Here is a 25,870-nt window from a genome sequence, read left to right as displayed (position 1 = left end):
ATTTCAGAAGATTGTCCAAGGATTATGAGATTTCCCCTTCATCCGCTAAGGCTTTTGTTCAATTAGCTTTCACAAAAATTATGCTGAATAGGTTAGTTAAATGTTTTGCGTGACTGGTTCTAAGATGTACGAGCAAGTGCTTGCGGGATATGGATGCATGTCCAAACCATCTCAAGCGCCTTTTGTATAATACTACAATACTATAAAGATGCGATGGGGGTATTATCGGAAGTACTAGATGCAGAATCGGTGCCAGAGGCTCTCGTGCCAGATAATAATATGCAAGAACGTCTTTAAGTAACAAGGTCTGATCAAAGGTACGCTCGCGAGCAGATGATTAAGTGTTGTATTGCATTAGATAATGTAAATACCGCTTTACCATGCTGCATAGCCAGTGCTTCTTGTAGATAAAGATACCTAGATTATAGATCCGCAGTTGCGGTGGGTTGGGATAGGCTATATCCTGAGGAGCTGATCGGGACAAAAGAAAGGAGTTAGCAGATCACAAGACGCAAAACGACTTGTATTAAAAGCAAAAGAGTAGTGTTGGCTTATAAACCTTTATTTATCAAAGTTTTAAAGAAGTATATTAGACCTGTTGCGTAAGTAAGAATATATCGCCTAATGATAGAAAGAGGTCTTGATTTTTTCAAGACAGAAGGTATATATGAAGTTTATTTCAACACAAAACTACTCCATATATGGCAATATCATACACAAAAATCAGGAACATCCAAGAATTTTTTTAAGATTATTTGGCATTAGTTGTGAAGAATTTGATATTTTAGTGAGGAAACTTGAAGTATCATGGGCAAAGAAAGTCGTTGGCAAATACAAGAGGCCTGGTAGGTTTTATGTTTGGGATAGATGTTTCAAGGGTATGCAGAATAATTAAAACTTTGGAACGATTGATCGCGAAGTTGATTGCGATAGAAAAAAATCGCACTCTAAGTTCTGAAGAGACTGAACAGTTAATAGATATAACGGAGCAAATAATTGAAAGGCCTAGCAAGAAACAAAAAGATTATTTTTCTGGTAAGAAACGTAGGCACGCACTTAAGACTGAAATCCTACCACGGCAAGATTCATGATTTTAAAATTCATAAACAGAAAGATCGTCTTCCGATAGATACCAATATTTATGCTGATTCCGGATATCAGGGGTTAAAGAAACTTTGCAAGAACGCCAAAACACCGATAAAAACACGAAAGAAAAAGCCCTTGAGTTACTGGCAAAAAATATATAATAAGATAATTGCTAAAAGACGTATAAAAGTTGAAAATATTATCGCTCAACTTAAAAACTTTCGCATTTTATCGAATCTTTACCGTAATAAATGCAAAGCGTATAACTTAAAGTTTAATATTATAGCTGGAATTATTAATTTCAAAAATGGATTTTATAATAGCAAGAGAAAGAGTAGCCAATAAAAATGTTATTGACATGATTAAACGATTTAAAATCGTAGCTGATAAATATCTGCTATTTACAATATGGAATTACAAAAATGACAGTTTGTGAAGAAGTCTATTATCAGCAAATAATAGTGTTTTTGGCATAATGGCATAAATAATGAGACGACCTTGTTTGTTACATCATAAGTCGTATTTGATTGCAAAAGGGTATAAGCTATGAAAAATTAAACTTTTTTGGAACTTATAAAAACAAACTACTTGATTATGCTATCGTTTTGTATTTAGAATTGAACTCATTAATAACGTAATAAAATATTCGGGAGGTACCAATGAAAATTTCCGCTAACGCCATCAGAATAGGCAACGTTTTAGTATTAGATCATCAGCTATTCACCGTCACCAAACCACCGGAGCATACTAAACCAGGTAAAGGGCCTGCTTATGTTCAGGTAGAATTAAAAAATTTGATAAATGGTACAAAGCTCCACCATCGCTTCAACTCTGCTGATATGGTGGAAAAAGCCTTCCTGGAGAGGTCTAATGTGCAATTTTTATACATGGAGCGCGATAGTATTATTGTAATGGATAACGAAACGTTTGAGCAAATGCAACTTGATAAAGATCTACTGGATGAAAAAAGCGCATTCCTGATCGAAGGCATGCATCTTGTATTAGAAACATACGAAGATCGCCCCATCTCACTACATCTACCACCTACAGTAATGTGTATAATAGCAGAAACGGAACCTGTACTGCATGGAGCAACTGCAACTGCGTCCTATAAGCCAGCAATTCTTACCAATGGCATTAAGGTGATGGTGCCTAGTTATATCAAAGCTGGTGAAAATATTGTAGTCAAAACCGAAGATTTAAGTTTTGTAGAGCGAGCGAAATAAAATTTACCAATCAAAACCTTTAAAACACAACTTCTCTTTGTGTTAATATAGCTAAAGTGTCATGCGGGGAGCATGAATCTAGGTGAGATAAGTAATATTGTCTTACGCAAGAAGATCTCAGGAAGTTTATATTCCCCCGTCATTTAGAAAAAGGTACTCAAAACAAAAAGAAAAAAGATTTATCGTTCTTTAGAATAGCAAGGAACGTTTGGTATCTCTAAAGCAGAAATATTCCGTTGGACTAAGAACCAGTCACGTCAAATATTAAAATATAAAAAAGAATTGCTATAATAGGCGTCAAAAAAAGAGAAAAGATGTCAAAAAAATATAGTAGCGACACTAGTGATAAAGAGTGGGAATTAATAGAAAAAATAATATACAGGCGAAAAGGTAAACAAGGTCGGCCACCACCTAAGGATGCAAGAAAGCTATGAGATGGAATATTCTATGTAACAAAAAATGACTGTTTTTGGCGAGATTTACCAAATGATTTTGGTGAATGGAAGAGAGTATTTAACTATTTTAATAGGCTAAAGCACAGGGGTATAATTGAAGATTTAATGAACGAAACGAGAACTAACATTAGGCTTCAAGTGAGCAAAGAATCAAGCCCTAGCATAGGAATTATTGATAGTCAAAGCGTTAAAACACGCTCTTTTAAAAAATGAAAAAAGGATATGATGGAGGCAAAAAGGTAGAAGATAGGAAGCGTCGTATAGTTGTAGATACCCTAGGTTATCCTATGAATATCGATGTCCATAGCGCAACCCCTCACGATAGCAACTGTGCAAAAAGAGTATTATTTGGTCTAAAGGAAAAATTTCCAAGGTTAGTAAGGATTTTAGCGGACCAATGTTACCAAGGAGATTTACAGAAGTGGTTTTATACCCACGCTCGTGGTAGTTTGCTTACCATTGTTAAGTCTAAAGCTGGCACTAAGGGCTTTTTAGGTGCAACAGTAGAGATGGCTTGTAGAGCGCTCATTCGCTTGGCTTGGTAACTTTAGAAGATTGTCAAAAGATTACGAAATAACCACCTCTTCAGCTAAGGCTTTTGTACAATTGGCTTTTACAAAAATTATGATGAAAAACTTATCACGTGGTTTTACGTGACTGGTTCTAAATTAGACCTCTTTCCTAACTCTACTCCTGATGGCAACTGCGGCGACGCTGTCGATGCGCAAGTCCTCACGTACTTCATGTACGCTGCGGCTCTGTGCTTCGTATACTTCTCGTATTTGCTCTTAATTGAGCGAGTTTCGAAAGAGGTCTATTGAACCAGAAAAACAAAGCGATAGAAAATGGAGCAAAATATACTGTGGTTTTAAAAATGATATATCAAAACACACTGTTGGTTGCTGTTATAGCTAAGATTTGATAAAGAAAGTCATGTATTATGAGAATAATATTCTGCTAGCATGTTTGGATTAGAACTAAAAAAATAAATTCTTAAAATGGTTCACCTTGAAAGTTTTTGCAATTCTGAAAAAACGTAGCACACATCTCTAATGTTTTATTGCAATATGGAGTGAGATGACATGCTTTTGCGCCATCAAGATTTTTTGGTATAGGTTGATCTAATTTCAACTCTACTTCCGTATGGTATATAATTTTAGCACTCCATACTATATCCACTTCTTTTATCCAGCACAAACCTTTAACAAAAGATTTTAATAGTATTGTGTCTAATAACTTTATTTTTCTTCCCTCAATATAAGATATTCTATACATTGTACTAAATTTATGAATATCTATCCCACATAACTCATCCCCTAATTTCGCTCTACAATTTTTACTATAACAATCTAGAACTAGATTACGATATTTGAACATTTCAGACTCCAATTTTAATTGGAGGCGAAAGTCTAATTTTTCACAATGAGTGCATATGTAATTACCAAAAAAATACTTATATTCATCCCAATATACATCAATAGCAAAAACCGCATCTTGAAAATTATATCTGTCTTGCTGTAGTAGGTAATCAATGCTTTCTATAATTAAGTAGTTGTTATAATCATCATCGAATTCTCCTTTTATAATATTTAAATCAGCGCTACTAAAAACAACGCCATCTTTTTGCACGTCATGTTTGGCGGAGGTTAAATATAACGTTTGTTTAGAGCTTAAAGTGATGCGAAAACAATAGTATGGAATATATCCATTTTGCAGAGCTAATATAGCTACATCCGGCATTCTCGTCATAAAACATCCTCTCGATTATTTATTGTGATTAATTCTACTGCATACTCTTTGACCAAAATAAAAACTAATAATTCCAGAAAAAATCGCTCTATCATCCTCAGACCAAATCTGCGAAATAAGCACATCAAGTTGGCCACTTTTTGCAAGAACAAAATAGGAGGTAACTTTAATTAAAAAATATATTCCAAACAAACCATAGGCTATGATTGGCCTTACTGATGAGTTTAATTTTTCTAATTTATCCTCGCGCCTGTTGAGTTGCTCGTGCATATTCAGAAGTAATTGATAATCTTTTTTTTTGGGCTCTATTTCTATTAATTGTTTTTGAAATTTACGGCGTTTTTGCGCACCTATAATATTCACTATCTCCAGTAATGATGGGGCTAAAAAACCAGCTATTACGGCACATAAAGTAATCATAAATTTAATACTTCTATTATTTGTCAATTCTATTGCGAACATTTATTATACTATAGCTACCACCAGAGCATTAATACATCACTTATGCTTTTTTTACCTGCTAATTACCGTATTGCTCGGCGATTCTCGTACTTGACATCATTATAGAATGTTCTACACTTTTCTACATATAGAGTATGTAAAGGTGGATGCAATCATAGTTAATTAGGGGGGATAGAAATTTCTTGTTGATGCTCGAACATGTGTATTGGAGTTTTAATCTAAGAGCGTTTCTAGTAAAAAAATGGAAACAAAGCAGACGCAACAAAAACGAGAGCAAGATTATGATTCTTTACCTTATAGGTTAGGGGTAGGAATGATGATAGTGAATGACAACAATCAAATTCTTATTGCGCGAAGAATAGACTCCAAGAGTAACACTTGGCAAATGCCTCAAGGCGGTATAGATTTAGGCGAAACGCCTAGTGGGGCAGTAATGCGAGAGATGGAAGAAGAGCTTGGATGTAATAAAGGAGAAATTATAGCAGAAAGTAAGCACTGGTACAGCTATCATATCCCTAAATTTTTAATACCTCGGCTATGGGATGGCAAATATCGCGGTCAAAAACAAAAATGGTTTTTAATTAAATTTACTGGCGATGATTCCGATATAAACATTAATACTACTAATCCGGAATTTATGGACTGGAGATGGGTGGACTCTGATAAGCTAGTCGCCTCTTCTATCCCGTTTAAAAGAAGGTTATATGCTGCGTTGATATCTGAATTTGCTTTTATTCTTCATTCTATTGCTCAAATTCGTGATAATAAACTATTCGATTAGCTTACTTTTAGACTTAGACTGCATGGGGTAAAAACACTAGCTCTATTTTACTTTTTACAAGATATTCTTTAACCTTTTTTGATCCATGAGATTGGAGTGTTGTCGCGAATTATTACCACGCCAATTCTACTCATCGCATTCACTTACGTAGTGGGTTTAGTATTGCTACATGAATGCTGTTTGTTTGTTTACATTCAACTTGCTCGCTATTAATATGATTTTTAACTACTGGCCTAAGCTGTATAAGAGTTTGACCGCGTATGTCAAGCTGTAAGATGTACCATATTGTTTTTCTATGCACAAGACTATAGTAATTTAGGTTGAATTAGGTATTTTAAATAATTTAGATGCTTGGTCATAACTATTCCCAGCTTCTAAATATTCTACTACTTCTTCTCTTAAATCATTGCTATAGCTTTTTGTCATTTTTCCTTTCATTATAATGAAAAATTATATCTAATTCAACCTAAATTACTATATATCTTTGACACAAACAAACTATCAACGCCAAGCATTTGTTAGTTATTTTCGCCTTCTACCGGAACCGGCACACATTATGTAAATAAAACTCACTATGGCTAGAATATAGCAGTAATACACCTTACTCACTACATTTAATGGCGAGATGTTAGCCATTGCAGAAACTAATAAAACTTGCGCGCTATAAGGAATAATACCCTGAAATACGCATGAGTAAATATCTAGCCACGTAGCGCTTTCATAAGGTTTAATCTTACATTTCTCCGCTATCTCCTTAGCCAAGGGGCCGCTAAAAATAATGGCGATAGTATTATTAGCTAGCAAAATATCGAAAACCGAAACTATAAGAGATATTAGCAATTGCCCCGCTCTCCTACCAGCGTTTTTTGGCAAAAGAGAAAGTAGTTTTGCAATAATCATTGTTTCATTCTTACGAGAAAGCCCGGAAAGACCACCGATCAATATCGACAGCATCATAATTTCCTGCATATTCGCAAAGCCTTTTGCAATATCTTGCGCTAAGGCTAGCCAAGAATATTGTGAAGTAAAAAATATACCTATGACTCCAGAATATAAAATAGACATCGCGAGTGTAACAAATGCATTTACTCCCAATACAGCTAGCAGAATAAGCAAGATATAAGGGGAAATTAAAATAAAAGAAAATGTATCATGAGAAATATGATTAGCAGAACCTTGATGTAGCAAGAGAAATCCAATAGTAATAACTGAAGAGATGGAAGCAACCAGCGCATTTAGTTTTAATTTGGATTTAAAATCAGCATTCTGAGATGATACAGCGGCAATTGTAGTATCTGAGATTAACGACATATTATCTCCAAACATCGAGCCGCTCACTAACGTGGCAACCCCAATTTCTAGCGGAAATGCCCCTCTATTCGCTAACTCCGTTACAATAACACCCAAAGCAGCAATGGTGCCCATTGAAGTGCCGATAGCAGTTGAGATTAACCCTCCAATTAAAAAAACACCTATAAGCATAAAGTGCTTTGGTATTATCGTTAGAGTACAATTAACAGTGGCGGTCATACTACCTATGGTCTGAGTTACAGAACTGAGAGCACCAGCTAACAGAAATATCATACACATAGTAATTATGTCGTGTTGAGCCGCCCCATTCAAAAACCTTCTCATAGTTTTGTCCGCAGAGCTTCTATTCATCAGCCACGCAACTACTATCGATGGCATGATTGCTGCTGTTGGGGGTAGTATATAGAAGGCATTCTTCATCCCTGATAATGAAAAATATAAACCAGACCCAAAAAAGATAGCCACAAATAGTAGAATCGGCCCAAAGCTTACGAGTATTGCCATCACATATATACTATTGATTTAAGATACCTAGAGTATCTTAAGAGATTCTATCATCATTTGCGAGTATGTTGCAACTATATCAAAGTCCACCACCCACTGCTATAGTAATTTAGGTTGAATTAGATATAATTTTTCGTTATAATGAAAGGAAAAATGACAAAAAAAGCTACAGCAATGATTTAAGAGAGAAAGTAGTAGAATATTTAGAAGCCGGGTATAGTTATGACCAAGCATCTAAATTATTTAAAATAAGTGTATCAGCAATAGGAAGGTGGTACCGAAAATATAAAAAAGAAGGCAATTATCTCGCAAAGAAACGAGGTGGTTCAAAAAGAAAAATTGATCTAGAAGCACTTGAAAGCTACGTTAAATTAAATGAAAATATGACATTGAAAAAGCTGCCCAAAAATTTGGAGTAAGTATTTTTACAATCAGTTACTGGTTAAAAAATCTAGGCTTTAGCTATAAAAAAAGACTTTTCCTACCTGGAAGCTAGCGAAGAAAGACACCAAGATTGCCAAGAAAAAATAAAAGATATATCTACTGAAAGTGTAGTTTATATTGACGAGAGCGGTATCGAGATGACGATATGCAAGGATCGGGAATGGGGAAAGAAAGGCGAGAAATTAGTTAGTAAAAGAGTGGCAAACATTACGAAAGAACGAATATTATAGCAGGATAAATCAATAGCACCTATGGTATTTAATGGTCCATGCAATACACTAGACCTCTTGCATAACCTAAAATTCAAATTAAGGAATTAAAGTCCGACCAAGTTGTAATTATGGACAATGCTTCTTTTTATAAATCTAAGCAGACAAAAGAATTGATTGAATCAGTAAATTGCAGGATCATTTTTTTGCCTCCATATTCACCAGATCTGAGTCCAATAGAGAAATTTTTGACTCATATGAAACGATGGATTAAAAATCAAATTACTGCATTTGATCAATTATATGAGGCTATTTCTTATTTCTTTAAAATACCTAATTCAACCTAAATTACTATAGTTATAAAAAAAGCCTTTAGCTATGTGGCTTAGTACCGGCCAGTTAGGTAAAAAAGTAGTAGCGTAAAGGTAGAAAAGCAGTTAAACATATACATTTTTAACGCTAATTAAGGATGTTTATGTTCTACAATACCACTCTATGCCAAATGTTATCAAAACATTTTCGATGGAGTAAATCAAGAGTCGAATTATTGGTGATGATAATTTTATCACCCCGAACGTACAAATTCTTAAAATAGCAGAGGGCATAATAAGTGACGCAAAGCAAGATTCAGTAATTAAAAGAATTTACAGATTTTTAAAGATCAGCTAATAGATGCGGTCGAAGTTGCAGCGTTGGTAGTGGATATCTTAAATTTAGACAATATTAATGCAATCAAAATTCATCGAAATTTTTGATTTTTTCCTCAGATCTATTATGTCTAACAATCCTTTAAATTCAAAGCTTAGGCAACTATGTGTCCGGTACTAAGGCGTGTCGCAACAAGATACGACAAGCTTGATATTGCATATCTTGGCTTCGTTTTTATAACCGGAATTTATCTATGGATAGAATCAATGTCGATACTGCCTAGGCAACTATGTGTCCGGTACTAAGGGCAAGTGCCAAAAATAGATATTGCACAGCTTGATGAGAAAAATCGAGCATTGCTTGATTTGGCACATGTATTAAAGAGGATGCGTTTGGGTTAATGTATGAGTTTGAAATTAATAGAGTACTTGAGAGAATAGTGCATTTAGCTGATGAAGCTAATGCTTATATCGACCATCAAGCTCCATGGAAGTTAAAGAAGACTGATCGTGATAAAACGCTACAAAAAATAATTAGAAGTAGGTAAGGCAAAAAATAAAACGATGCAGCGCAGGATAAAATAGCCTAGATAAGGCGGTGGACAAGGATAAACAGGTGATGTAAATCATAGGCATGACGGCGACCTACTCTCCCATGCTTAAAAGCATAGTACCATTGGCGCAGCAAGGTTTCACATTCGAGTTCGGAATGGGATCGCGTGTTGCACTTGCGCTATAACCATCACACCAATCATTTACACCGAGCCCCTTCTAAAGTAAAAAGAGTTAAAAAAATGGGTGCAAGTATTTTCTAAAACCAGAAGTGTGAGTATAAGTAAGAATACCTAAAAACGTAAAAACACTTAAGTACACTTAAAAACACAAAGAAAGAGAAAAACAAAACCAATACAAAGAACATTGAACAACATAAAGAACATCAAAGCGCCATCAAAGACTGACTACAATACTAACTTAGCACTGCATACACACAATCTCGAAGACTTTTATATTTCTACATTTTTAAAATATGATATGATCACATTCACACATTAAACAACAGCATGAGCTATTAGTACTGGTTAGCTCAACGCGTTACCGCGCTTACACACCCAGCCTATCAACGTGATAGTCTATCACGGCTCTACGAAGCCTAGTTTTGAGGTGGGTTTCCTACTTAGATGCTTTCAGCAGTTATCCCGTCCGTACTTAGCTACCCAGCTATGCTGCTGGCGCAACAACTGGTACACCATAGGTACGTCCATCTCGGTCCTCTCGTACTAAAGACAGATCCTCTCAAGCTTCAACACCCACGGCAGATAGGGACCGAACTGTCTCACGACGTTCTAAACCCAGCTCACGTACCACTTTAATCGGCGAACAGCCGAACCCTTGGGACCTACTACAGCCCCAGGATGTGATGAGCCGACATCGAGGTGCCAAACGATTTCGTCGATATGGACTCTTGGAAATCATCAGCCTGTTATCCCCGGAGTACCTTTTATTCGTTGAGCGATGGCCCTTCCACATGGAACCACCGGATCACTATGACCGACTTTCGTCTCTGCTCGTCTTGTCAGACTCACAGTCAGGCTAGCTTATGCCATTGCACTCTAAAAGTTGATTTCCGACCAACCTGAGCTAACCTTCGCACGCCTCCGTTACTTTTTGGGAGGCGACCGCCCCAGTCAAACTACCCACCATGCATTGTCCTAAAACCTGATTCAAGGTTTTTAGTTAGAAGTCAAAAAACCAGACAGATGGTGTTTCAATTGTGACTCCGCAACCACCGGAATGGCTGCTTCATAGTCTCCCATCTACGCTACGTATCTAGTTCATAACGCCAGTGCAAAGCTATAGTAAAGGTTCACGGGGTCTTTCCGTCTAACCGCGGGAACTCCGCATCTTCACGGAGAATTCAATTTCGCTGAGTCGATACTGGAGACAGCGGGGAAGTCGTTACGCCATTCATGCAGGTCGGAACTTACCCGACAAGGAATTTCGCTACCTTAGGACCGTCATAGTTACGGCCGCCGTTTACTGGGACTTCAATTCAAAGCTCTCACTTCTCCTCTTAATCTTCCAGCACCGGGCAGGCGTCAGACCCTATACTTCGTCTATTGACTTTGCAGAGTCCTGTGTTTTTAGTAAACAGTCGCTACCCCCTCTTCTGTGCCACCTACACAAGGTTGCCCTTGCATAGGTCATTTTTCTCCCGAAGTTACAAATGCATTTTGCCTAGTTCCTTCAGCATCGTTCTCTCAAGCGCCTTGGTATACTCTACCTGTCCACCTGTGTCGGTTTAGGGTACGGTCTTATGAAGGGTTATTTCCTGGAAAAAGTCGCCTGCACTCGCAATCCAATAAGCGAGTACAAGTTGGAATTTTTCGTCACATCCTTCCGGTACATGAATATTAACATGTTTCCCATCGACTACGCCTTTCGGCCTCGCCTTAGGGGCCGACTAACCCTGCGCAGATTAACTTGACGCAGGAACCCTTGGACTTTCGGCGAAAGTGTTTCTCACACTTTTTATCGCTACTTATGTCAGCATTCTCACTTCCGATACCTCCAACAAACCTTACGGTTTATCTTCACAGGCTTACGGAACGCTCCGCTACCACCCATAGAACATTCTATGGATCCGTGTCTTCGGCGTGTGGCTTTAGCCCCGTTACATTTTAGGCGCAGGAAAACTTAATATTTAGACTAGTGAGCTGTTACGCTTTCTTTAAATGATGGAACTGCTTCTAAGCCTACATCCTAGTTGTCTTGGTTTTCCCACATCCTTTCACACTTAGCCACAACTTTGGGGCCTTAGACGACGGTCTGGGCTGTTTCCCTTTCGACTACGGACCTTAGCACCCGTAGTCTGTCTGCTATACTCTAAACTTCTGACATTCGGAGTTTGATTGAGTTTGGTAAGCCGGTAAGCCCCCTAGCTCATTCAGTGCTCTACCTTCAGAAGTAAACATATAACGCTCTACCTAAATAGATTTCGCGGAGAACCAGCTATATCCGAGTTTGATTGGCCTTTCACCCCTAGCCACAGTTCATCCCCTACTTTTGCAACAGTAGTGGGTTCGATCCTCCAGCGAGTATTACCTCGCTCTCAATCTGACCATGGCTAGATCACTCGGTTTCGGGTCTAATTCATCGAACTAACGCCCTATTCAGACTCGCTTTCGCTACGCCTACACCTAACGGCTTAAGCTTGCTCGATAAATTAAGTCGCTGACCCATTATACAAAAGGTACGCCGTCACCCCTTGCGGGGCTCCGACTGCTTGTAAGCATTCGGTTTCAGATCTATTTCACTTCTCTGTTCGAGATTCTTTTCACCTTTCCCTCACGGTACTTGTTCACTATCGGTCACTAGAGAGTACTTAGGCTTGGAGGGTGGTCCCCCCATATTCAATCAGGATTTCACGTGTCCCGACCTACTCATGTGCCCAAAGACTACTTTACCTATACAGGACTATCACCTTTTATTGTTGACATTTCCAGGTCATTCTAGTTTTAGTCTTCAGGCCACTGGCCTGGTCCGCGTTCGCTCGTCACTACTAACGGAGTCTCGTTTGATGTCCTTTCCTCCAGCTACTTAGATATTTCAGTTCGCTGGGTTTGCTCTACATAACTACTAATTTATTATGCAGTACCTGCCACGGCAGGTGGGTTTCCCCATTCGGAGATCTCCGGATCAAAGTTTACTCGCAACTCCCCGGAGCTTATCGCAACGTATTACGTCCTTCATCGCCTTCTAGTGCCAAGGCATCCACCAAATGCTCTTTAATTGTTATTTAATGCGACTTGAGATTGTGCTATTTATATGCAGAACTAATTTAGCATTGTATCAACTTTAATAACGAATTGAATTTTTATAATAAGTACATAAACTATGTATATTATAAATTCCAAAATAATTGATAATGTTATTAGCTTGTATTTTATTTTTACATCTTTACTTGTGTTTAGAGCTACGAGGCGGGAGACTTAAACTAGCTCGCAACGCCTTCGTAACTACATTTATAACAAAGATTAATTATGAAGTCAAGCGCTATTTTAAAAAAAATTTAAAAAAATATAAAATTAATATAAAATATTCAGGTAATTAATTTATGATGTAACATACTATCAAGTATACTAATCAAGCTTCATAATCCGAGATATAAGAGGTGAAATATCCTTAATATCACTTCATGTTATACCCAAAAAAACCATCAAAAAATTTTATAAATTAATCAACAATTTATTTCGCGCAATCAGCAATGGACAACAAAGAATATAAAAAAACACATACCTCACGCAGAGTTAATCGTCTTTATTACGAGGATAAAATTGCATTAAATTCTATAATTCACTTATCTCACCAATATAAACACTACTTACATAATGTGCTTAGGCTCAAAGTAGGAGATGATTTGATTATATTTAATCAATCTGAAGGCGAATTTATAACATCTTGCCATAAAATACCCTGCGCATTCCTAGTGCATCAACAACTTCGCAAACCAAAGCAACACGCCAAAAACCATTGTACATTCGATCTAGCGCTAGGCTTACTTAAACCAGACAAATTATATGAGGTGATTGACGCTGGCACTCAGATGAACATCGCGCACTTTCATTTATTTGATTCAGCTCATTCCTATAAAATGAATGTAAATAAAGAAAGACTTCTAAAAATTACAATAGAAGCTACCGAACAATCTAATAGGCTCCACCCCCCCTCCTTCAATCACTGCAAGTTGGATAATATACCGTTTCAAGAATACGATGCCGTGTGCTATTGTAGCGAAAGAATCATACGCGCAGCTCAGGAAGCGGGTGGTGAAGATGATGTAATACCCCATAATCATCTCCTCACCGCAGTCGATCAAACCCGCGCTTATAATAAAATATTAATATTAGTAGGGCCAGCTGGTGGATTTAGTAGAGATGAGGATCGGATATTGCATGAGAAAGATAACATTCTGGCATGGAATATATCTAACAATATACTACGCTCAGAGGTGGCGGCGACAGTTGCCATAGCATATGCGCAACTTTTATTTTACAATCGATAAGTTACGATCAATAAAAAGATAAAATACTTCCTTAATTAATAACTAAACAAAAAATTCTAAAGCAAAGCAATGATAATACATACCCAAGACACTCCAAACCCCCACGCGTTACAATTTCTTTTCAATGAAAAAATTCAATTAAATCAAGCATTATATTTTGCATCTAAGTCTGAAGCGTTAAATATTAGCCCATTGGTCTACCAACTATTCGAAATTAATGGGGTGAAAGCCGTATTCCTACATAAAGAATTTATTACGATTACAAAAAATAACGAAATAGAATGGCAAGAAATCAAAACAGAGATTGCTCTACATATTGCGGAATATATAGAATCCGGCTTAGCCATTTTATCTCCAAAAAATGATGTGACGGAAACTGGGAATGATCATAACAAAAGAAGCAGCTACCAAGAAAAAGATAGGTTAGAAATTGAAAAACAGATTATCGAAATTATTGCAACGAAAGTGCAGCCAGCGGTGGCCATAGATGGCGGTTACATCAGCTATCATAATTTCCAAGACGGCGTGGTGTTTTTAAAAATGGAAGGCGCATGCTCTGGCTGCCCAAATGCACAAATAACGCTCAAACAAGGCGTAGAATCTTTGCTTAAACACTACGTGCCAGAAGTGGAGAGCGTGGAGGCGGTTTAATAAACCGATGCAAACGCATCCACCCCCACTTACTTTCAAAAAACTAAACACTCTCTAACCCCTCCAGCACACGTCTTGTTAAAAACCCTCTACTAGCGAGCGTTCTCGCTCACAGCGGGCGACTCTTGCTGCATAAATGAAGAATTAATTATCTCTTCGCTCCATTTTCCTAAATTATCAACTTTCATCAGGGTTCCATTGGCACTATCTAATATCACATCATGCAGTAAAGTTTGATGGGCTGTAACAGAATTATAATTCCAATAAGGAAGATAGTTTTTCACCAAAAAGGTAGTATTCTTAGGCACTTTATTATCCTTTAATAAATTAATCAAATCATCAATAGTATTTATTGGATGATTTGCGATACTTAAAATTTGCAACCTATACCCTTCTTCCTTATAAAATGGATAAATAGAACTTAAACTACTACCATCTCTCACATGTCTTACGCTCAAATAGCCCAAAGGCACTCCAGTATAATAACTTGCTAACTCGTCAGCATTGGCAAAAATAGCGTCGTTATAAGAAAGTAACTTTTTCACTTTGTATTTCTCTACATCATATACTTCCACTTCTTGTGTTATTTGTTTTCCGTCACGATATAACACAACAGATGCAACTCCTTTAGCCTCATTCATGGCTTTATCAAAAAGATATAGGTTATTAGCTACTTTAACATTATTGACTGACACGATAATATCACCTGCAAATAATTTACCCACCGCTGGTGAACCAGCTAACACAGACTCCACGGCAAGAGCGCTATTTCTAGCATCAGGAAATGCTTTTATATAATCAGTAACTACCTGACGGGGCAAAGATCTATGTAACACAGCCTTATCTAAGCACATAGATTTACAAATCACCCCTATATGTTGCCTCACCGGCACACTCGGTGCTTCAGCATTACGCCCCAAAGCTTCAAGAGCGTGTTCTACATACTGCGAATACAACGCAAAAACAGAGGAAGAGGTTTCGTTCCCCCCATGTACCACACCTATAGCTTCATGCTTCTCATTGAGCACTGGAGAACCGCTAGACCCACCTTTAGCCCCCAAGGTTATAACATATGAAGCCCTAGGAGGCACCCCATGTATACCATAGCTATCAGACACCACACCTTCGTGCAAAGAGAAAGCCAAGCCATCGCTATTACTTATCACGTATACTTTCTGATAATGCTTAGCAAGATCTTTCGCTAGCTTTATAGGCGCTGTACCTTCGGGTATTTCGGATGGATTGATTTGAATAATTGCGTAATCTTGCCAAGTATCGCAATATATTACATCACCATAAATGCTGTGGCCATTATAAAATACGATATTATAGTTGCCCACGCTATGACCGCCCACAACATGGCTATTGGTAACAATCCAACCCTTTTTACAATCTACAATAAAACCAGTACCAGACATATTACCTAAAGGATAAAATGCAGAATAAGTCATGCGAGAATTAATTGTTACAATAGATTGCTTGATCTGATCCAACACCTTCCCTTCCGATAAAGCCAATACCGAAGACTGAGCAAAGCATAGAATAACTACGCAAATAGAAGTAATATAATGACGAATGCAACTCAACATAAAAATTGATCAATAACTTTATTAAAACAATACAGGCACAATTGTATTAATCACATCTAGCAATAGCAATAAAAAATTAAAAATATCTCTCACTCATCATATTTTATTTACTATTTATCATCACCTCTACTTAAATAGTTGCTCAAAATCACATTTACATCATGCGCCGCTCCCTCGATAAAAAATTTCTCACGCACTTTTACCGCTCCTCTTTGAGCAAAATTCACGCGCATTTCGTCGTTATTTATAATATTAACTAATGCATTTGCATAATCTTGCGCATTCCAAGATTCTACTAAATAACCATCGTAACCATGCGTGATAATTTCCTTTGGCCCCTCGCAGCTAGTAGAAATAACTGGCACTCCATGAGCCATCGCCTCTATGAGGGTAAGGTTAAATGTTTCAGATAAACTAGTTAGGCAAAATAAATCTATTTCCTCAAAAAATTTCTGCTTATTAGTGACCCATGGCCTAATTTCAACATCGTCAGTTAATCCTAGGCAAAAGCGATATAAATATATTAATAATTTTTTAGTACCAGACCCGGCGATAATTAATTTAAAGGCGATATTTTGTTGTTTTAATATTGAACAAGCCCTAAGTAACAACCCTAAATTCTTCTTCCCTCTCAATACACACATAGTACCTAATGTAAATTTTTTAGATACACTTTGATCCACGCTATTTTTTTCTATTGGCATTGAGGTAAGAAAGTTATATCTAAGAGACATTGGTACTTTCAACTCATGTTGTTTGAGAAAATTAAGTTGCGATTCTGACACAGCAATAACATGATTTGCGCAATATAAATAACGTAATGAAAATGTATGTAATACTAATAATAATGGGCAACTTAAATGAGCATGAAATGCAAAAAATAAGTCTATTGGTTTATGAAATAAAACCAAATCAAACTTCTCTTCTTGATGTAACTTGCGATATGCATTGGCAGCAATTGCTTTAAATGGCCAATATGGACAACGAAAGTAATAAATAAATCTAATTTTGCTCGTAATTTCCGGAAATAATGCAATTAATCTTCGATGCACTTTACTTCCTTTACGTACTACTGGTACAATCTCATACCCTAGTCTTGAAAAAATGGCAACGTAATCAAAAAAAACTTGTTTAGAACCACCAAGATTTCTACCGGAGATAATAGTCAATATTCTCATTTTTTACCTCGTTTTTTGGTTTTAGTTAAAGTCATTATTTTATTATTTTTTAATTTAAATTTTTATATAATCACCCATGCGCGCTACATCGCAATTGATACATAGATCATTACTGCTTGTATATGGCGCAGACGCCTTCAGGTTTCTACAAAGCCTGATTACTAATGATTTGTCTATCACTCAAGAAAAAATAGACGATTCTGAAGTACGAGTAGTTTATACATATCTTCTCACTCCAGAAGGCAAATATTTATTTGATTTTTTTATCTTCTATAATCACATCGATTCTTCTTTTTTCATAGACGTAGCCACTACTCAAAAGGAATGGCTAATACAATATCTACTTAAATATAAACTCAGATCGCGTATAGAAATAGAAGATTCTATCTTACGAATAAAATATAGTATGGATGTAAAAGATGCATATTTGTATGCAAAAGATCCTAGATGCTCAAAACTGGGCTATCGCGTCGTCCATTCTAATTTAGATGATGATTCTAATTTTGGCAATTCATATATCGAAGATAAATATCTTTTTGCTATACCAGATGGCCCGTTAGACTATCATGTAAATAGATCCATTATACTCGAGTATGGGGCCCGAGAGCTAAATGCTCTAAGCTATTCTAAAGGATGCTACGTTGGACAAGAGTTAATTACTAATATCAGAACCAAAGGCACTGTGCGCAAACAGTTGTTCGGCATATCTTGCGCTAATTATCAACCAACTCAACCAGATGAGTGCATTTTAATTAATCAACAACAAGAAGTTGGACGCGTCCTTTCTTACTACATCGATGCGTCTAATGTCATGCATGGAATAGCGATGATTAATACCGAGCTATATAGCGCCATCCACCCTACTCTGCTGTCTAACCAAGAAGTGCAGATATCCACGCCACCATGGCGCAATGTTTAATAGATATCTTTACGAACTCACTCATGATGAGCAAATGCGAGGAACATACGAAGCACAGCACTCTCGACGTACATAAAGTACGCGAGGACTCACGCATCGACAGCGACGCGCAGTTGCCATTAGGAGTAGAGTTTCGAAAGATGTCTAATATAATACTTAACTACTTATTACCACCTTCCTGCCTTCAATGCTCAGCATTAATAGCAGATCATGATGGCTTGTGTCATGAATGTTGGATTCTCTCTTATTTTGTTACTAAGCCTTACTGCGCTATATGCGGCAAAATTATGGCGGTTGAGATAGAAGAATATATGGAGTGCGCCCAATGCACTCGCTCCCATCCGGTTTTTAGTCTCGCAAGGAGCGTTTTAATCTTTAATCACGCTAATAAAGCCCTGATACATCAGTTTAAATATTATGATCGTACCGGGGTAGGCAAATTTTTTGCACGCATATTATTTCAGAAATATAAAGAAGAGGTAAAGGATTTAGACTTGATAATACCAGTGCCAATGAATTTTTTTAAAAGATTAATAAGACTTTATAACCCTCCGTCAGTTTTAGCGCATGAATTAAACAAAATGTTCAAGAAAAAAGTATTACATAATCTACTAATTAAATATAAAATAGGCAAATCTCAAGTTGGTCTCAACAAGCAACAGAGACAAGAGAACGCTCAAAATACAATTATATTCAATACCAAATATGACATACGAAACAAAGTAATTCTATTAGTAGACGATGTGCTCACCACCGGCGCAACTGCCAAAACGTGTAGTCGTATTTTAATGGAAGCGGGTGCAAAAAAAGTCTATATCTTTACTATTGCAAGAGTGTAAAACGTCCAACGTTTTAGTCATTTTATTTTACATTAAATTTAAAAATATGAGCATCAAACTACAATATATCTGCAATGCATGCGGTAGCCTATCTCATAAATGGTCTGGCAAATGCCTAGACTGCAATGCATGGGGTTCTATGGAAGAACAGATTATTGATAAAAAGAAGGAGATGGTATTTAATAATGGAGCGCAGCAAACACTAGAGTTACTTAATAGCGATTTATTAATCGAAAAAACAAGAATAATTACTCAGTTTAGCGAATTGAATAGGGTGTTAGGTGGGGGGCTAGTAGAAGGATGCGCAGTTGTGATAGGGGGTGACCCAGGCATTGGTAAATCAACACTCCTTCTGCAATTAATCACTAGTTTAGTATGCGATGGCATGGATTGTCTCTATATAACAGGAGAAGAATCGACAAATCAAATTAAACTCAGGGCCTCTAGGTTAGGTGTAATAAATAATCAAACCAAACTACTTGCATCTAATAGCTTAGAAGATATCATCAGCACTCTAGACGCAAACCCTGGATTAAAGTTAGTAATTATAGATTCCATACAAACCATCAACAGCAATAAAATTAATTCAAGCGCAGGCACCATCTCGCAAATACGCATAGTCTCGCACGAACTCATCACTTACGCTAAGAAGAATAATATCATACTTATCTTAGCATGCCATGTTACAAAAGACGGCCAGCTAGCCGGCCCAAAAGTGCTAGAGCATATGGTGGATACCGTTTTGTATTTCGAGGGAGATCATAACAATCATTTTCGCATCTTACGCTCTATTAAAAACCGCTTTGGTAGCGTGAATGAAATAGGAGTTTTTGAAATGACGCAAAATGGCTTAAAGGAAATCACTAATCCATCTGAGCTATTTATAATGAATAGAGACCATAACATAAGTGGTAGCGCAATTTTTGCGGGTATAGAGGGGTCAAGACCTTTGTTAATAGAAGTGCAAGCCTTAATTGCGCCTTGCAATATGCCAATGCCACGCAGATCTGTTGTTGGTTGGGATACTAATAGGTTAGCAATGATTCTTGCCGTGTTGGTTACTAGATGCCAAATTAACTTATCAAACTACGAAGTATATCTAAGCGTTACTGGTGGCATTAAAATAAACGAACCAGCTGCAGATTTAGCGGTGGCAGCGGCACTTGTTTCTGCTAGATTTAATAGACCAGTTAAAAACAACGCGGTCTTCTTCTCAGAAATAGGTTTATCTGGGGAGGTGCGCAGAGTGAACCAACCCTTGGCCAGAATTAAAGAGGCTGTTAAACTTGGATTTAATAAGGTGGTCTGCTCCGCCTTTGAAGGGCTAGAGCAAACAGATAAGGTGATGAGTATAAAACACGTACAAGAAATTAAAAAAATATTTTAATGCTCTTTTATTAACGATTAGCGTTAATCGTGAGTAGCATTTAATAATATCATCTCAACCAATTCATCAAATTCAATTCCACGCGCCTGCGCCATCTCTGCGCAAAGGGAGATTGGCGTAAAACCAGGGTGCGTATTTAATTCTAATAAAAATAATTTATCAAACCATAACTTATGCTTAGCAAGCAAATCGGATTTTGCACTCGCTAAATCTGCTATTTCTCGCTCAAATAAAGCGCGATGCATCGTATTAGGCGCCCTCCCCTCCTCTCTATATAAAAACTCTAATCTAGCCAGCCCTCTACAATTTAATACTTGATACGCAATCACACTCGCCTCATACATCAAATCCACCAACCCCTGTTCCAACCTTGGCGAATGAATATGCAGTGCTTTACCCGGAGTATACTTTGCTTCATAATCGAAAATTCTAGACTCTAGGGGTTTAATTTCCATATGGCCTAATACCTTGCCATCAAGCATCGCAACCTGCAGCTCTCTACCTTGAATATAAGGCTCGATCAATTTCTTGCCATACTCCTCATCATTCTCAGATAACGTAAAATTATCTTCTGGAAAAATCGCTTCTACACCAACGCTAGAACCTTCCGACACTGGTTTAACTACATATGGCCTAAAGGACTTTTCGTCATCTTTAGCAAGATTCAGTGTCGGCACCACATTTAACCCAGCATCACGCCACAGCGTCTTGCTATAATTTTTATTAAAGGCAATAGCGGATGCTAGCAAACCACTATGTGTATAAGGTATTTGCATTATATCCAACATACCCTGCACCGCACCGTCTTCGCCATAAGTGCCATGTAGCGCATTGAAAACGGCATGAGGACGGATTTGGCTGAGTGTCTGAGCTATATCGTTACCAACATCTAACAATACCACATCATATTTGAGGCGAAGTAGTGCGTCAGTAATAGCCTTGCTAGAGACCTTAGATACATCCCTCTCGCGTGACAAACCCCCGCCTAATACAACAATGAGTTTTTGCGGATCTTTACTTTCGCGAATATCGAGCAAAACTTCAGTAGCTCTAAAATTTTTGTGCATTTTTCAAAAAACCAATTATTTTTTATAGTTACTATCGTCAAGAATCTATTAAGGCATCAAGAATCTATTAAGGCATAATAATACTAAATATTTATATCGCAAGAGTCATGTCACATCTGGTAGAATAAACTTTTCAATCTATTCGCAATGGGTCTTGCGAAAGTCTTGCTTTTTATATCAAAGTCGTTATAATTAGCTATTAGTTCTGATCTTTTGATTTATCTTGTAGTGAATCAAACTGATTTAACTTTTTGTTGGTTCCTGTTTTTAAACTCTGCATCTTCAGCAAGAAAATAGCAGATTCTAATAAAAAGCAAAATAACTCCTGGGGTGGTTCGTGAAGCTTTGTAAATGCCATGCGTCGCCACAACTATCTCGCAAAATAACTTATTTTTATTAATATATTTCTTTGAAGTGCATATGACAAGTAGAATGACCTTTAACCAACTAGTACGCAAAGGCCGCAAGCCTAAAGTTAAGCGTACTGGCGCACCTGATTTAGAAGGCAATCCAATATTAAGAGGGGTTTGTATATGGGTTGGAACAAAAACTCCTAAAAAACCTAACTCAGCCTTGCGTAAAGTTGCCAGAGTAAGACTAAGTAACGGACGCGTGGTATATGCATATATTAGAGGTGAGGGGCATAGTTTACAAGAGCACTCCGCCGTGTTTGTGCATGGTGGTAGAGTCAAAGACTTACCTGGTGTAAAATATAGAATAATTAGGGGTGCACTAGATACAGCTGGCGTAAAAGGTCGTGCAAAAGCAAGGTCTCGATATGGAGCCAAAAAATCTGCGGCACAAGCGGCTGGAGCAAAGGGCGCTCCAAAAAAGAAATAATACGCAAATATAAGGTAGTGCCTTTTTAGGTGGCTGAGTATAGTTAATTTTTTGCTTCGCAACAATTGTCTTATCTATATTTGTTATTCACTACCTTTTTATTGATTATTTTTTATTTGTTCTATTTTTACTTTGTTTTATTTTTATTATTTATAAATTTTTTTAAGAGGAACCTAAATGTCTCGTCGTAGAGCAGCAACTGCAAGAGTCATAGTGCCAGATGCAAAATATGGTAGCTATTTAATTTCTAAATTCATTAATTATGTAATGCGCGAAGGTAAAAAAGCCCTAGCAGAAAAAATCGTCTATTCTGCACTCGACAGAATGCAATCTAAATACAGCGTTGATCCATTTGAGTCATTCAATACAGCCATATCTAACGTTAAACCACAAATGAAAGTCACATCCGTGCGTGTTGGCGGCGCTAATTACCAAGTGCCGGGCATGGTGGGAGAAAAAGAAGCAACCGCTCTCTCATTCCGTTGGATTCTCGCCGCTGCATTAAAGAGATCGGAAAAAACGATGATTGAACGCCTTGCAGCGGAGTTATTTGAAGCGGCTAATAACAGAGGAGGCGCAATGCAAACGAGAGAGAATACTCATAAAACTGCCGAATCTAATAGAGCTTTTGCTCACTTAGCGAAACATAGTAATGCCGGTAGATAAGAGGGGTGTAATGAATAAAAATAAAGTGTTAGAAGAAACTCGTAATATTGGTATTTGCGCGCATATTGACGCAGGCAAAACAACTACAACGGAAAGAATCCTATTTTATACTGGTAAGTCTAATAAAATCGGCGAAGTACATGATGGCGCCGCCACCATGGACTGGATGGAGCAGGAGCAAGAGCGTGGCATCACCATTACATCTGCCGCAACGACCTGTTCTTGGACGAGGGAGCGCGGTTTGTTCGCCCCTGCCGGCTCTAAAGATTTTACAATTAATATCATCGATACGCCTGGTCACGTAGATTTTACCATCGAGGTAGAGAGGTCTCTTCGCGTTCTCGACGGCGCAGTTGCGGTGTTCGATGGCGTATCGGGAGTTGAGCCTCAATCTGAAACTGTTTGGCGTCAAGCAGATAAATATTCAGTGCCACGCATCGCATTTGTAAACAAGATGGACAGAAGCGGTGCAGATTTTTTTAGATGCGTGAGCATGATTAAAAGTAGATTGGGAGCAAAACCTCTAGTACTACAACTTCCTATAGGCAGCGAAGCAAATTTCATTGGTCTGGTAGATCTGGTACGCATGAAAGCTCTTATTTGGCAAGGAGACGCTCTTGGTACTGAATATACCGTACAGGATATTCCAGAAGATTTAATGGAGCAAAGCAAAGAATATAGAACTCACCTTATTGAAACAATAGCTGAACTAGATGATAACTTGATGCATGATTACCTAGAAGGCAAAGCTATAGATGATGAACACCTGATTATGAAGTACATCAGGAAGGGCGCTCTATCTATGAAGTTCTTTCCGGTACTATGCGGCAGTGCCTTTAAAAACAAAGGCGTGCAACCTTTGTTAGATGCGGTTATAGACTATTTGCCATCCCCAATAGATATTGGCTCGGTCAAAGGCATAGAGGTGAAAACAGATGAAGAAAAAGATTTTGCTCTTTTACCGGAAGAATCTTTTAAAGCTCTTGCTTTCAAAGTCATGACCGATCCATTTGTTGGCTCCTTAGTGTTCGTGCGCGTCTATTCCGGCAAATTGTGTAGTGGAGATACTGTGCTGAATTCCGTGAAAAATCAGAAGGAAAGGATAGGTAGAATGCTGCTTATGCATGCAAACCAACGCCAAGATATCAAGGAAAGTTCCGCTGGTGATATAGTAGCACTCGCAGGATTAAAAAATACTACTACCGGTGATACGCTCTGCTCGATAGATAACCAAGTGATACTTGAACGGATGGAATTTCCTGAACCTGTTATCAAGCTTGCAGTTGAACCAAAGGCTACTGCTGATCAAGAAAAAATGTCAGTTGCGCTTAATAAACTCGCCTCAGAAGATCCGTCCTTTAGATATTCTACAAGCGAGTCAGGCCAAACAGTCATCGAGGGCATGGGCGAGCTGCACTTAGAGATTATAGTAGATAGGATGAAACGCGAGTTTAAGGTGGAGGTAAATATAGGTGCTCCAGAAGTATCGTATAAAGAAACCATCACTAAAGCATGCGAGATCGATTATACTCACAAAAAGCAAAGTGGGGGAGCCGGCCAATTTGCGCGCATTAAGCTTCTTTTCGAACCCGTAGAGTCAGCTGCAGACTTCACCTTTGAGAGTAAGATTGTTGGTGGCGCTGTACCAAAAGAATATATACCGGGAGTAGAAAAAGGGTTATTAGCTATCAAAGATACTGGCGTCTTAGCTGGCTATCCCATGACGGGATTCAAGGCCACCTTACTCGATGGAGCTTTTCATGATGTAGATTCTAGCGTCTTAGCATTTGAAATTGCGGCGAAAGCTGCCTTTAGAGAAGGCATACCAAAGGGAGGACCTAAAATTCTAGAACCGGTAATGAAGGTAGAAGTGATTACTCCAGAAGATTATGTGGGCGATGTGATTGGTGATTTGAGCTCCAGACGCGGTCAATTAAAAGATGTTAGCCCTGCTCCCACTGGCAATGCTCAAATAGTCACAGCGTTCGTGCCTTTAGCTGAAATGTTTGGTTATATTAATACTCTACGCTCTCTATCGCAGGGCAGAGCGCAATATAGTATGGTTCTAGAATCTTATGAACAAGTGCCAAGCCATATCGAAACTCAGATTAAAGAAAAGAAGTAAAAAACAAGTAAAAGGGGCAAAGGAGATAATTTATTGCCCTTCTTTTTCAAACTCACACTAGGTCAAGAGTAAAGGTTAGGACCAGATAAAAGCGCGGCACTTTAAACTTACATAAAGTTAAGCGAGTGTTAGTTGGGCAAGTGCGTTGAATGAAAATTACAACGTAGTTGCTGTCCGGAAGTAGAGTTTTAAAAAAGAAGTCTGTAACTTTAAGACAGAAATATTATCGACTACTCAATGCTTTGACGCACATAACAACACTGTAGTCATTTATTTTAGATATTCCAATGAAAAAAATCATCGTTGTTTAGTTGAAAAAGTTAGTTAAGTTGCTCAATCATCTCTGCAAAACAGAGGATGTGATTCTATTGCTTAATTTTTTGAATTTTGGGACCGTTGCGAGATGAGGTAATTTTTGTTATAATAAATCTCAAAAGAACGAGGTTTTCAAATGTCTTCAGCGCATCAAATTACAATGGTAAGTTTAAATCAATTAGTTAGTCCAAAGCATCAATATCGCAAATTTAAAGACTTATTTGATTTTGAGGTGGCAGCGAAAGAATTAAAAAGCGTTGAATCTCCTGCAAATTATAAAGGTTATGGAGTTCAGCGTCTTTTTAAATGTTTGCTTTTGCAATTCATGGAAGATTTGTCAGACCGTGAATTAGAAAGA

Annotated in this window: 28 protein-coding genes and 2 rRNA genes; 20 read left to right on the top strand and 10 right to left on the bottom strand. The window is 37.7% G+C overall.

Features of this window, described 5'->3' with window-relative positions:
• Positions 1-153: 153 nt before the first annotated feature.
• From Sarmat_RS01380 to Sarmat_RS07280, 7 genes are all read left to right on the top strand, one after another.
• Positions 154-297 (top strand): hypothetical protein, encoded by a 144-nt coding sequence (locus Sarmat_RS01380; protein WP_202149060.1) that lies wholly within the window; start codon positions 154-156, stop codon positions 295-297.
• 370 nt (positions 298-667) lie between these two features.
• Positions 668-895: a hypothetical protein gene (locus Sarmat_RS01375; protein WP_202149059.1), complete on the top strand. Its 228-nt coding sequence runs from the start codon at positions 668-670 to the stop codon at positions 893-895.
• Between the two features lie 101 nt (positions 896-996).
• Positions 997-1,431 (top strand): transposase family protein, encoded by a 435-nt coding sequence (locus tag Sarmat_RS01370; RefSeq protein WP_202149058.1) that lies wholly within the window; start codon positions 997-999, stop codon positions 1,429-1,431.
• A 314-nt stretch (positions 1,432-1,745) separates the two neighbouring features.
• Complete coding sequence (gene efp, locus Sarmat_RS01365) at positions 1,746-2,312, top strand: elongation factor P (protein WP_202149057.1); 567 nt, start codon at positions 1,746-1,748, stop codon at positions 2,310-2,312.
• A 440-nt stretch (positions 2,313-2,752) separates the two neighbouring features.
• Positions 2,753-2,980 carry a transposase gene (locus tag Sarmat_RS07285; RefSeq protein WP_202149063.1) on the top strand — a complete coding sequence of 76 codons (228 nt, stop codon included), beginning with the start codon at positions 2,753-2,755 and terminating at the stop codon, positions 2,978-2,980.
• Positions 2,977-3,312 (top strand): transposase, encoded by a 336-nt coding sequence (locus Sarmat_RS01355; protein ID WP_202149056.1) that lies wholly within the window; start codon positions 2,977-2,979, stop codon positions 3,310-3,312. The genes Sarmat_RS07285 and Sarmat_RS01355 overlap by 4 nt, the downstream gene beginning before the upstream one ends.
• A gap of 10 nt (positions 3,313-3,322) precedes the next feature.
• Complete coding sequence (locus Sarmat_RS07280; RefSeq protein WP_410520488.1) at positions 3,323-3,424, top strand: hypothetical protein; 102 nt, start codon at positions 3,323-3,325, stop codon at positions 3,422-3,424.
• Positions 3,425-3,760: 336 nt separating this feature from the next.
• Here the strand turns inward: Sarmat_RS07280 and Sarmat_RS01345 are convergent, their stop codons facing one another.
• Entirely contained in the window at positions 3,761-4,516 is a 756-nt protein-coding gene (locus Sarmat_RS01345; protein ID WP_202149055.1) for a phage BR0599 family protein, read from the bottom strand.
• 15 nt (positions 4,517-4,531) lie between these two features.
• Positions 4,532-4,936, bottom strand: coding sequence for a hypothetical protein (locus Sarmat_RS01340; protein ID WP_202149054.1), 405 nt, complete (start codon positions 4,934-4,936; stop codon positions 4,532-4,534).
• Positions 4,937-5,219: 283 nt separating this feature from the next.
• On the opposite strand from Sarmat_RS01340, the gene Sarmat_RS01335 reads away from it, so the two are divergent.
• The gene (locus Sarmat_RS01335) at positions 5,220-5,759 is read left to right on the top strand and encodes an RNA pyrophosphohydrolase (protein ID WP_202149053.1); all 540 of its coding nucleotides are present in this window, start codon (positions 5,220-5,222) and stop codon (positions 5,757-5,759) included.
• A gap of 315 nt (positions 5,760-6,074) precedes the next feature.
• On the opposite strand, the gene Sarmat_RS01330 is transcribed toward Sarmat_RS01335, so the two are convergent.
• Both Sarmat_RS01330 and Sarmat_RS01325 read right to left on the bottom strand, forming a co-directional pair.
• Positions 6,075-6,197, bottom strand: coding sequence for an IS630 transposase-related protein (locus tag Sarmat_RS01330; RefSeq protein WP_202149052.1), 123 nt, complete (start codon positions 6,195-6,197; stop codon positions 6,075-6,077).
• A gap of 84 nt (positions 6,198-6,281) precedes the next feature.
• Positions 6,282-7,574 carry a Na+/H+ antiporter NhaC family protein gene (locus Sarmat_RS01325; RefSeq protein WP_202149062.1) on the bottom strand — a complete coding sequence of 431 codons (1,293 nt, stop codon included), beginning with the start codon at positions 7,572-7,574 and terminating at the stop codon, positions 6,282-6,284.
• Between the two features lie 125 nt (positions 7,575-7,699).
• Between Sarmat_RS01325 and Sarmat_RS06775 the strand changes: the two genes are divergently transcribed.
• The 3 genes from Sarmat_RS06775 (at position 7,700) to Sarmat_RS01315 (ending at position 9,422) form a co-directional block, all read left to right on the top strand.
• Positions 7,700-7,993 carry an IS630 transposase-related protein gene (locus Sarmat_RS06775; RefSeq protein WP_341826592.1) on the top strand — a complete coding sequence of 98 codons (294 nt, stop codon included), beginning with the start codon at positions 7,700-7,702 and terminating at the stop codon, positions 7,991-7,993.
• Between the two features lie 365 nt (positions 7,994-8,358).
• A complete protein-coding gene (locus Sarmat_RS06770) occupies positions 8,359-8,574 on the top strand; it encodes a transposase (protein ID WP_244127093.1) in 216 nt (71 codons plus the stop codon).
• 701 nt (positions 8,575-9,275) lie between these two features.
• Positions 9,276-9,422: a hypothetical protein gene (locus tag Sarmat_RS01315; protein ID WP_202149051.1), complete on the top strand. Its 147-nt coding sequence runs from the start codon at positions 9,276-9,278 to the stop codon at positions 9,420-9,422.
• 84 nt (positions 9,423-9,506) lie between these two features.
• Here the strand turns inward: Sarmat_RS01315 and rrf are convergent.
• Together rrf and Sarmat_RS01305 are read right to left on the bottom strand one after the other, a co-directional pair.
• Positions 9,507-9,621: ribosomal RNA gene (gene rrf, locus Sarmat_RS01310) — 5S ribosomal RNA — on the bottom strand.
• Between the two features lie 302 nt (positions 9,622-9,923).
• Positions 9,924-12,672: ribosomal RNA gene (locus tag Sarmat_RS01305) — 23S ribosomal RNA — on the bottom strand.
• 466 nt (positions 12,673-13,138) lie between these two features.
• On the opposite strand from Sarmat_RS01305, the gene Sarmat_RS01300 reads away from it, so the two are divergent.
• Both Sarmat_RS01300 and Sarmat_RS01295 read left to right on the top strand, forming a co-directional pair.
• Entirely contained in the window at positions 13,139-13,936 is a 798-nt protein-coding gene (locus Sarmat_RS01300) for an RsmE family RNA methyltransferase (protein WP_202149050.1), read from the top strand.
• A gap of 69 nt (positions 13,937-14,005) precedes the next feature.
• On the top strand, positions 14,006-14,587 hold the full coding sequence (locus Sarmat_RS01295; RefSeq protein ID WP_202149049.1) for a NifU family protein: 582 nt from the start codon (positions 14,006-14,008) through the stop codon (positions 14,585-14,587).
• A gap of 92 nt (positions 14,588-14,679) precedes the next feature.
• On the opposite strand, the gene Sarmat_RS01290 is transcribed toward Sarmat_RS01295, so the two are convergent.
• Positions 14,680-16,176: a S1C family serine protease gene (locus tag Sarmat_RS01290; RefSeq protein WP_202149048.1), complete on the bottom strand. Its 1,497-nt coding sequence runs from the start codon at positions 16,174-16,176 to the stop codon at positions 14,680-14,682.
• 110 nt (positions 16,177-16,286) lie between these two features.
• Positions 16,287-17,354 carry a glycosyltransferase family 4 protein gene (locus tag Sarmat_RS01285; RefSeq protein WP_202149047.1) on the bottom strand — a complete coding sequence of 356 codons (1,068 nt, stop codon included), beginning with the start codon at positions 17,352-17,354 and terminating at the stop codon, positions 16,287-16,289.
• Positions 17,355-17,430: 76 nt separating this feature from the next.
• On the opposite strand from Sarmat_RS01285, the gene ygfZ reads away from it, so the two are divergent.
• Genes ygfZ through radA form a run of 3 tightly spaced genes read left to right on the top strand, consistent with a single transcriptional unit; the run spans position 17,431 to position 20,499 of the window.
• The gene (gene ygfZ / locus Sarmat_RS01280; protein ID WP_202149046.1) at positions 17,431-18,273 is read left to right on the top strand and encodes a CAF17-like 4Fe-4S cluster assembly/insertion protein YgfZ; all 843 of its coding nucleotides are present in this window, start codon (positions 17,431-17,433) and stop codon (positions 18,271-18,273) included.
• A 23-nt stretch (positions 18,274-18,296) separates the two neighbouring features.
• Complete coding sequence (locus tag Sarmat_RS01275) at positions 18,297-19,112, top strand: ComF family protein (RefSeq protein WP_202149045.1); 816 nt, start codon at positions 18,297-18,299, stop codon at positions 19,110-19,112.
• Between the two features lie 46 nt (positions 19,113-19,158).
• The gene (radA, locus tag Sarmat_RS01270; protein ID WP_202149044.1) at positions 19,159-20,499 is read left to right on the top strand and encodes a DNA repair protein RadA; all 1,341 of its coding nucleotides are present in this window, start codon (positions 19,159-19,161) and stop codon (positions 20,497-20,499) included.
• A 23-nt stretch (positions 20,500-20,522) separates the two neighbouring features.
• On the opposite strand, the gene Sarmat_RS01265 is transcribed toward radA, so the two are convergent.
• Together Sarmat_RS01265 and Sarmat_RS01260 are read right to left on the bottom strand one after the other, a co-directional pair.
• Entirely contained in the window at positions 20,523-21,536 is a 1,014-nt protein-coding gene (locus tag Sarmat_RS01265; protein WP_202149043.1) for a D-alanine--D-alanine ligase, read from the bottom strand.
• 229 nt (positions 21,537-21,765) lie between these two features.
• A complete protein-coding gene (locus Sarmat_RS01260; protein WP_202149042.1) occupies positions 21,766-21,924 on the bottom strand; it encodes a hypothetical protein in 159 nt (52 codons plus the stop codon).
• Positions 21,925-21,998: 74 nt separating this feature from the next.
• On the opposite strand from Sarmat_RS01260, the gene rpsL reads away from it, so the two are divergent.
• The 4 genes from rpsL to Sarmat_RS01240 all read left to right on the top strand — a co-directional run.
• The gene (rpsL, locus tag Sarmat_RS01255; protein ID WP_202149061.1) at positions 21,999-22,406 is read left to right on the top strand and encodes a 30S ribosomal protein S12; all 408 of its coding nucleotides are present in this window, start codon (positions 21,999-22,001) and stop codon (positions 22,404-22,406) included.
• Between the two features lie 177 nt (positions 22,407-22,583).
• Positions 22,584-23,072, top strand: coding sequence for a 30S ribosomal protein S7 (gene rpsG, locus Sarmat_RS01250; RefSeq protein WP_202149041.1), 489 nt, complete (start codon positions 22,584-22,586; stop codon positions 23,070-23,072).
• A gap of 10 nt (positions 23,073-23,082) precedes the next feature.
• Complete coding sequence (gene fusA, locus Sarmat_RS01245; protein ID WP_202149040.1) at positions 23,083-25,197, top strand: elongation factor G; 2,115 nt, start codon at positions 23,083-23,085, stop codon at positions 25,195-25,197.
• 451 nt (positions 25,198-25,648) lie between these two features.
• A partial coding sequence (locus Sarmat_RS01240) for a hypothetical protein (RefSeq protein ID WP_202149039.1) occupies positions 25,649-25,870 on the top strand: 222 nt, incomplete at its 3' end.

The organism is Candidatus Sarmatiella mevalonica (assembly GCF_016751895.1).
Lineage (GTDB): Bacteria > Pseudomonadota > Alphaproteobacteria > Rickettsiales > Rickettsiaceae > Sarmatiella > Sarmatiella mevalonica.
This window is presented reverse-complemented; position numbering and strand designations above follow the sequence as displayed.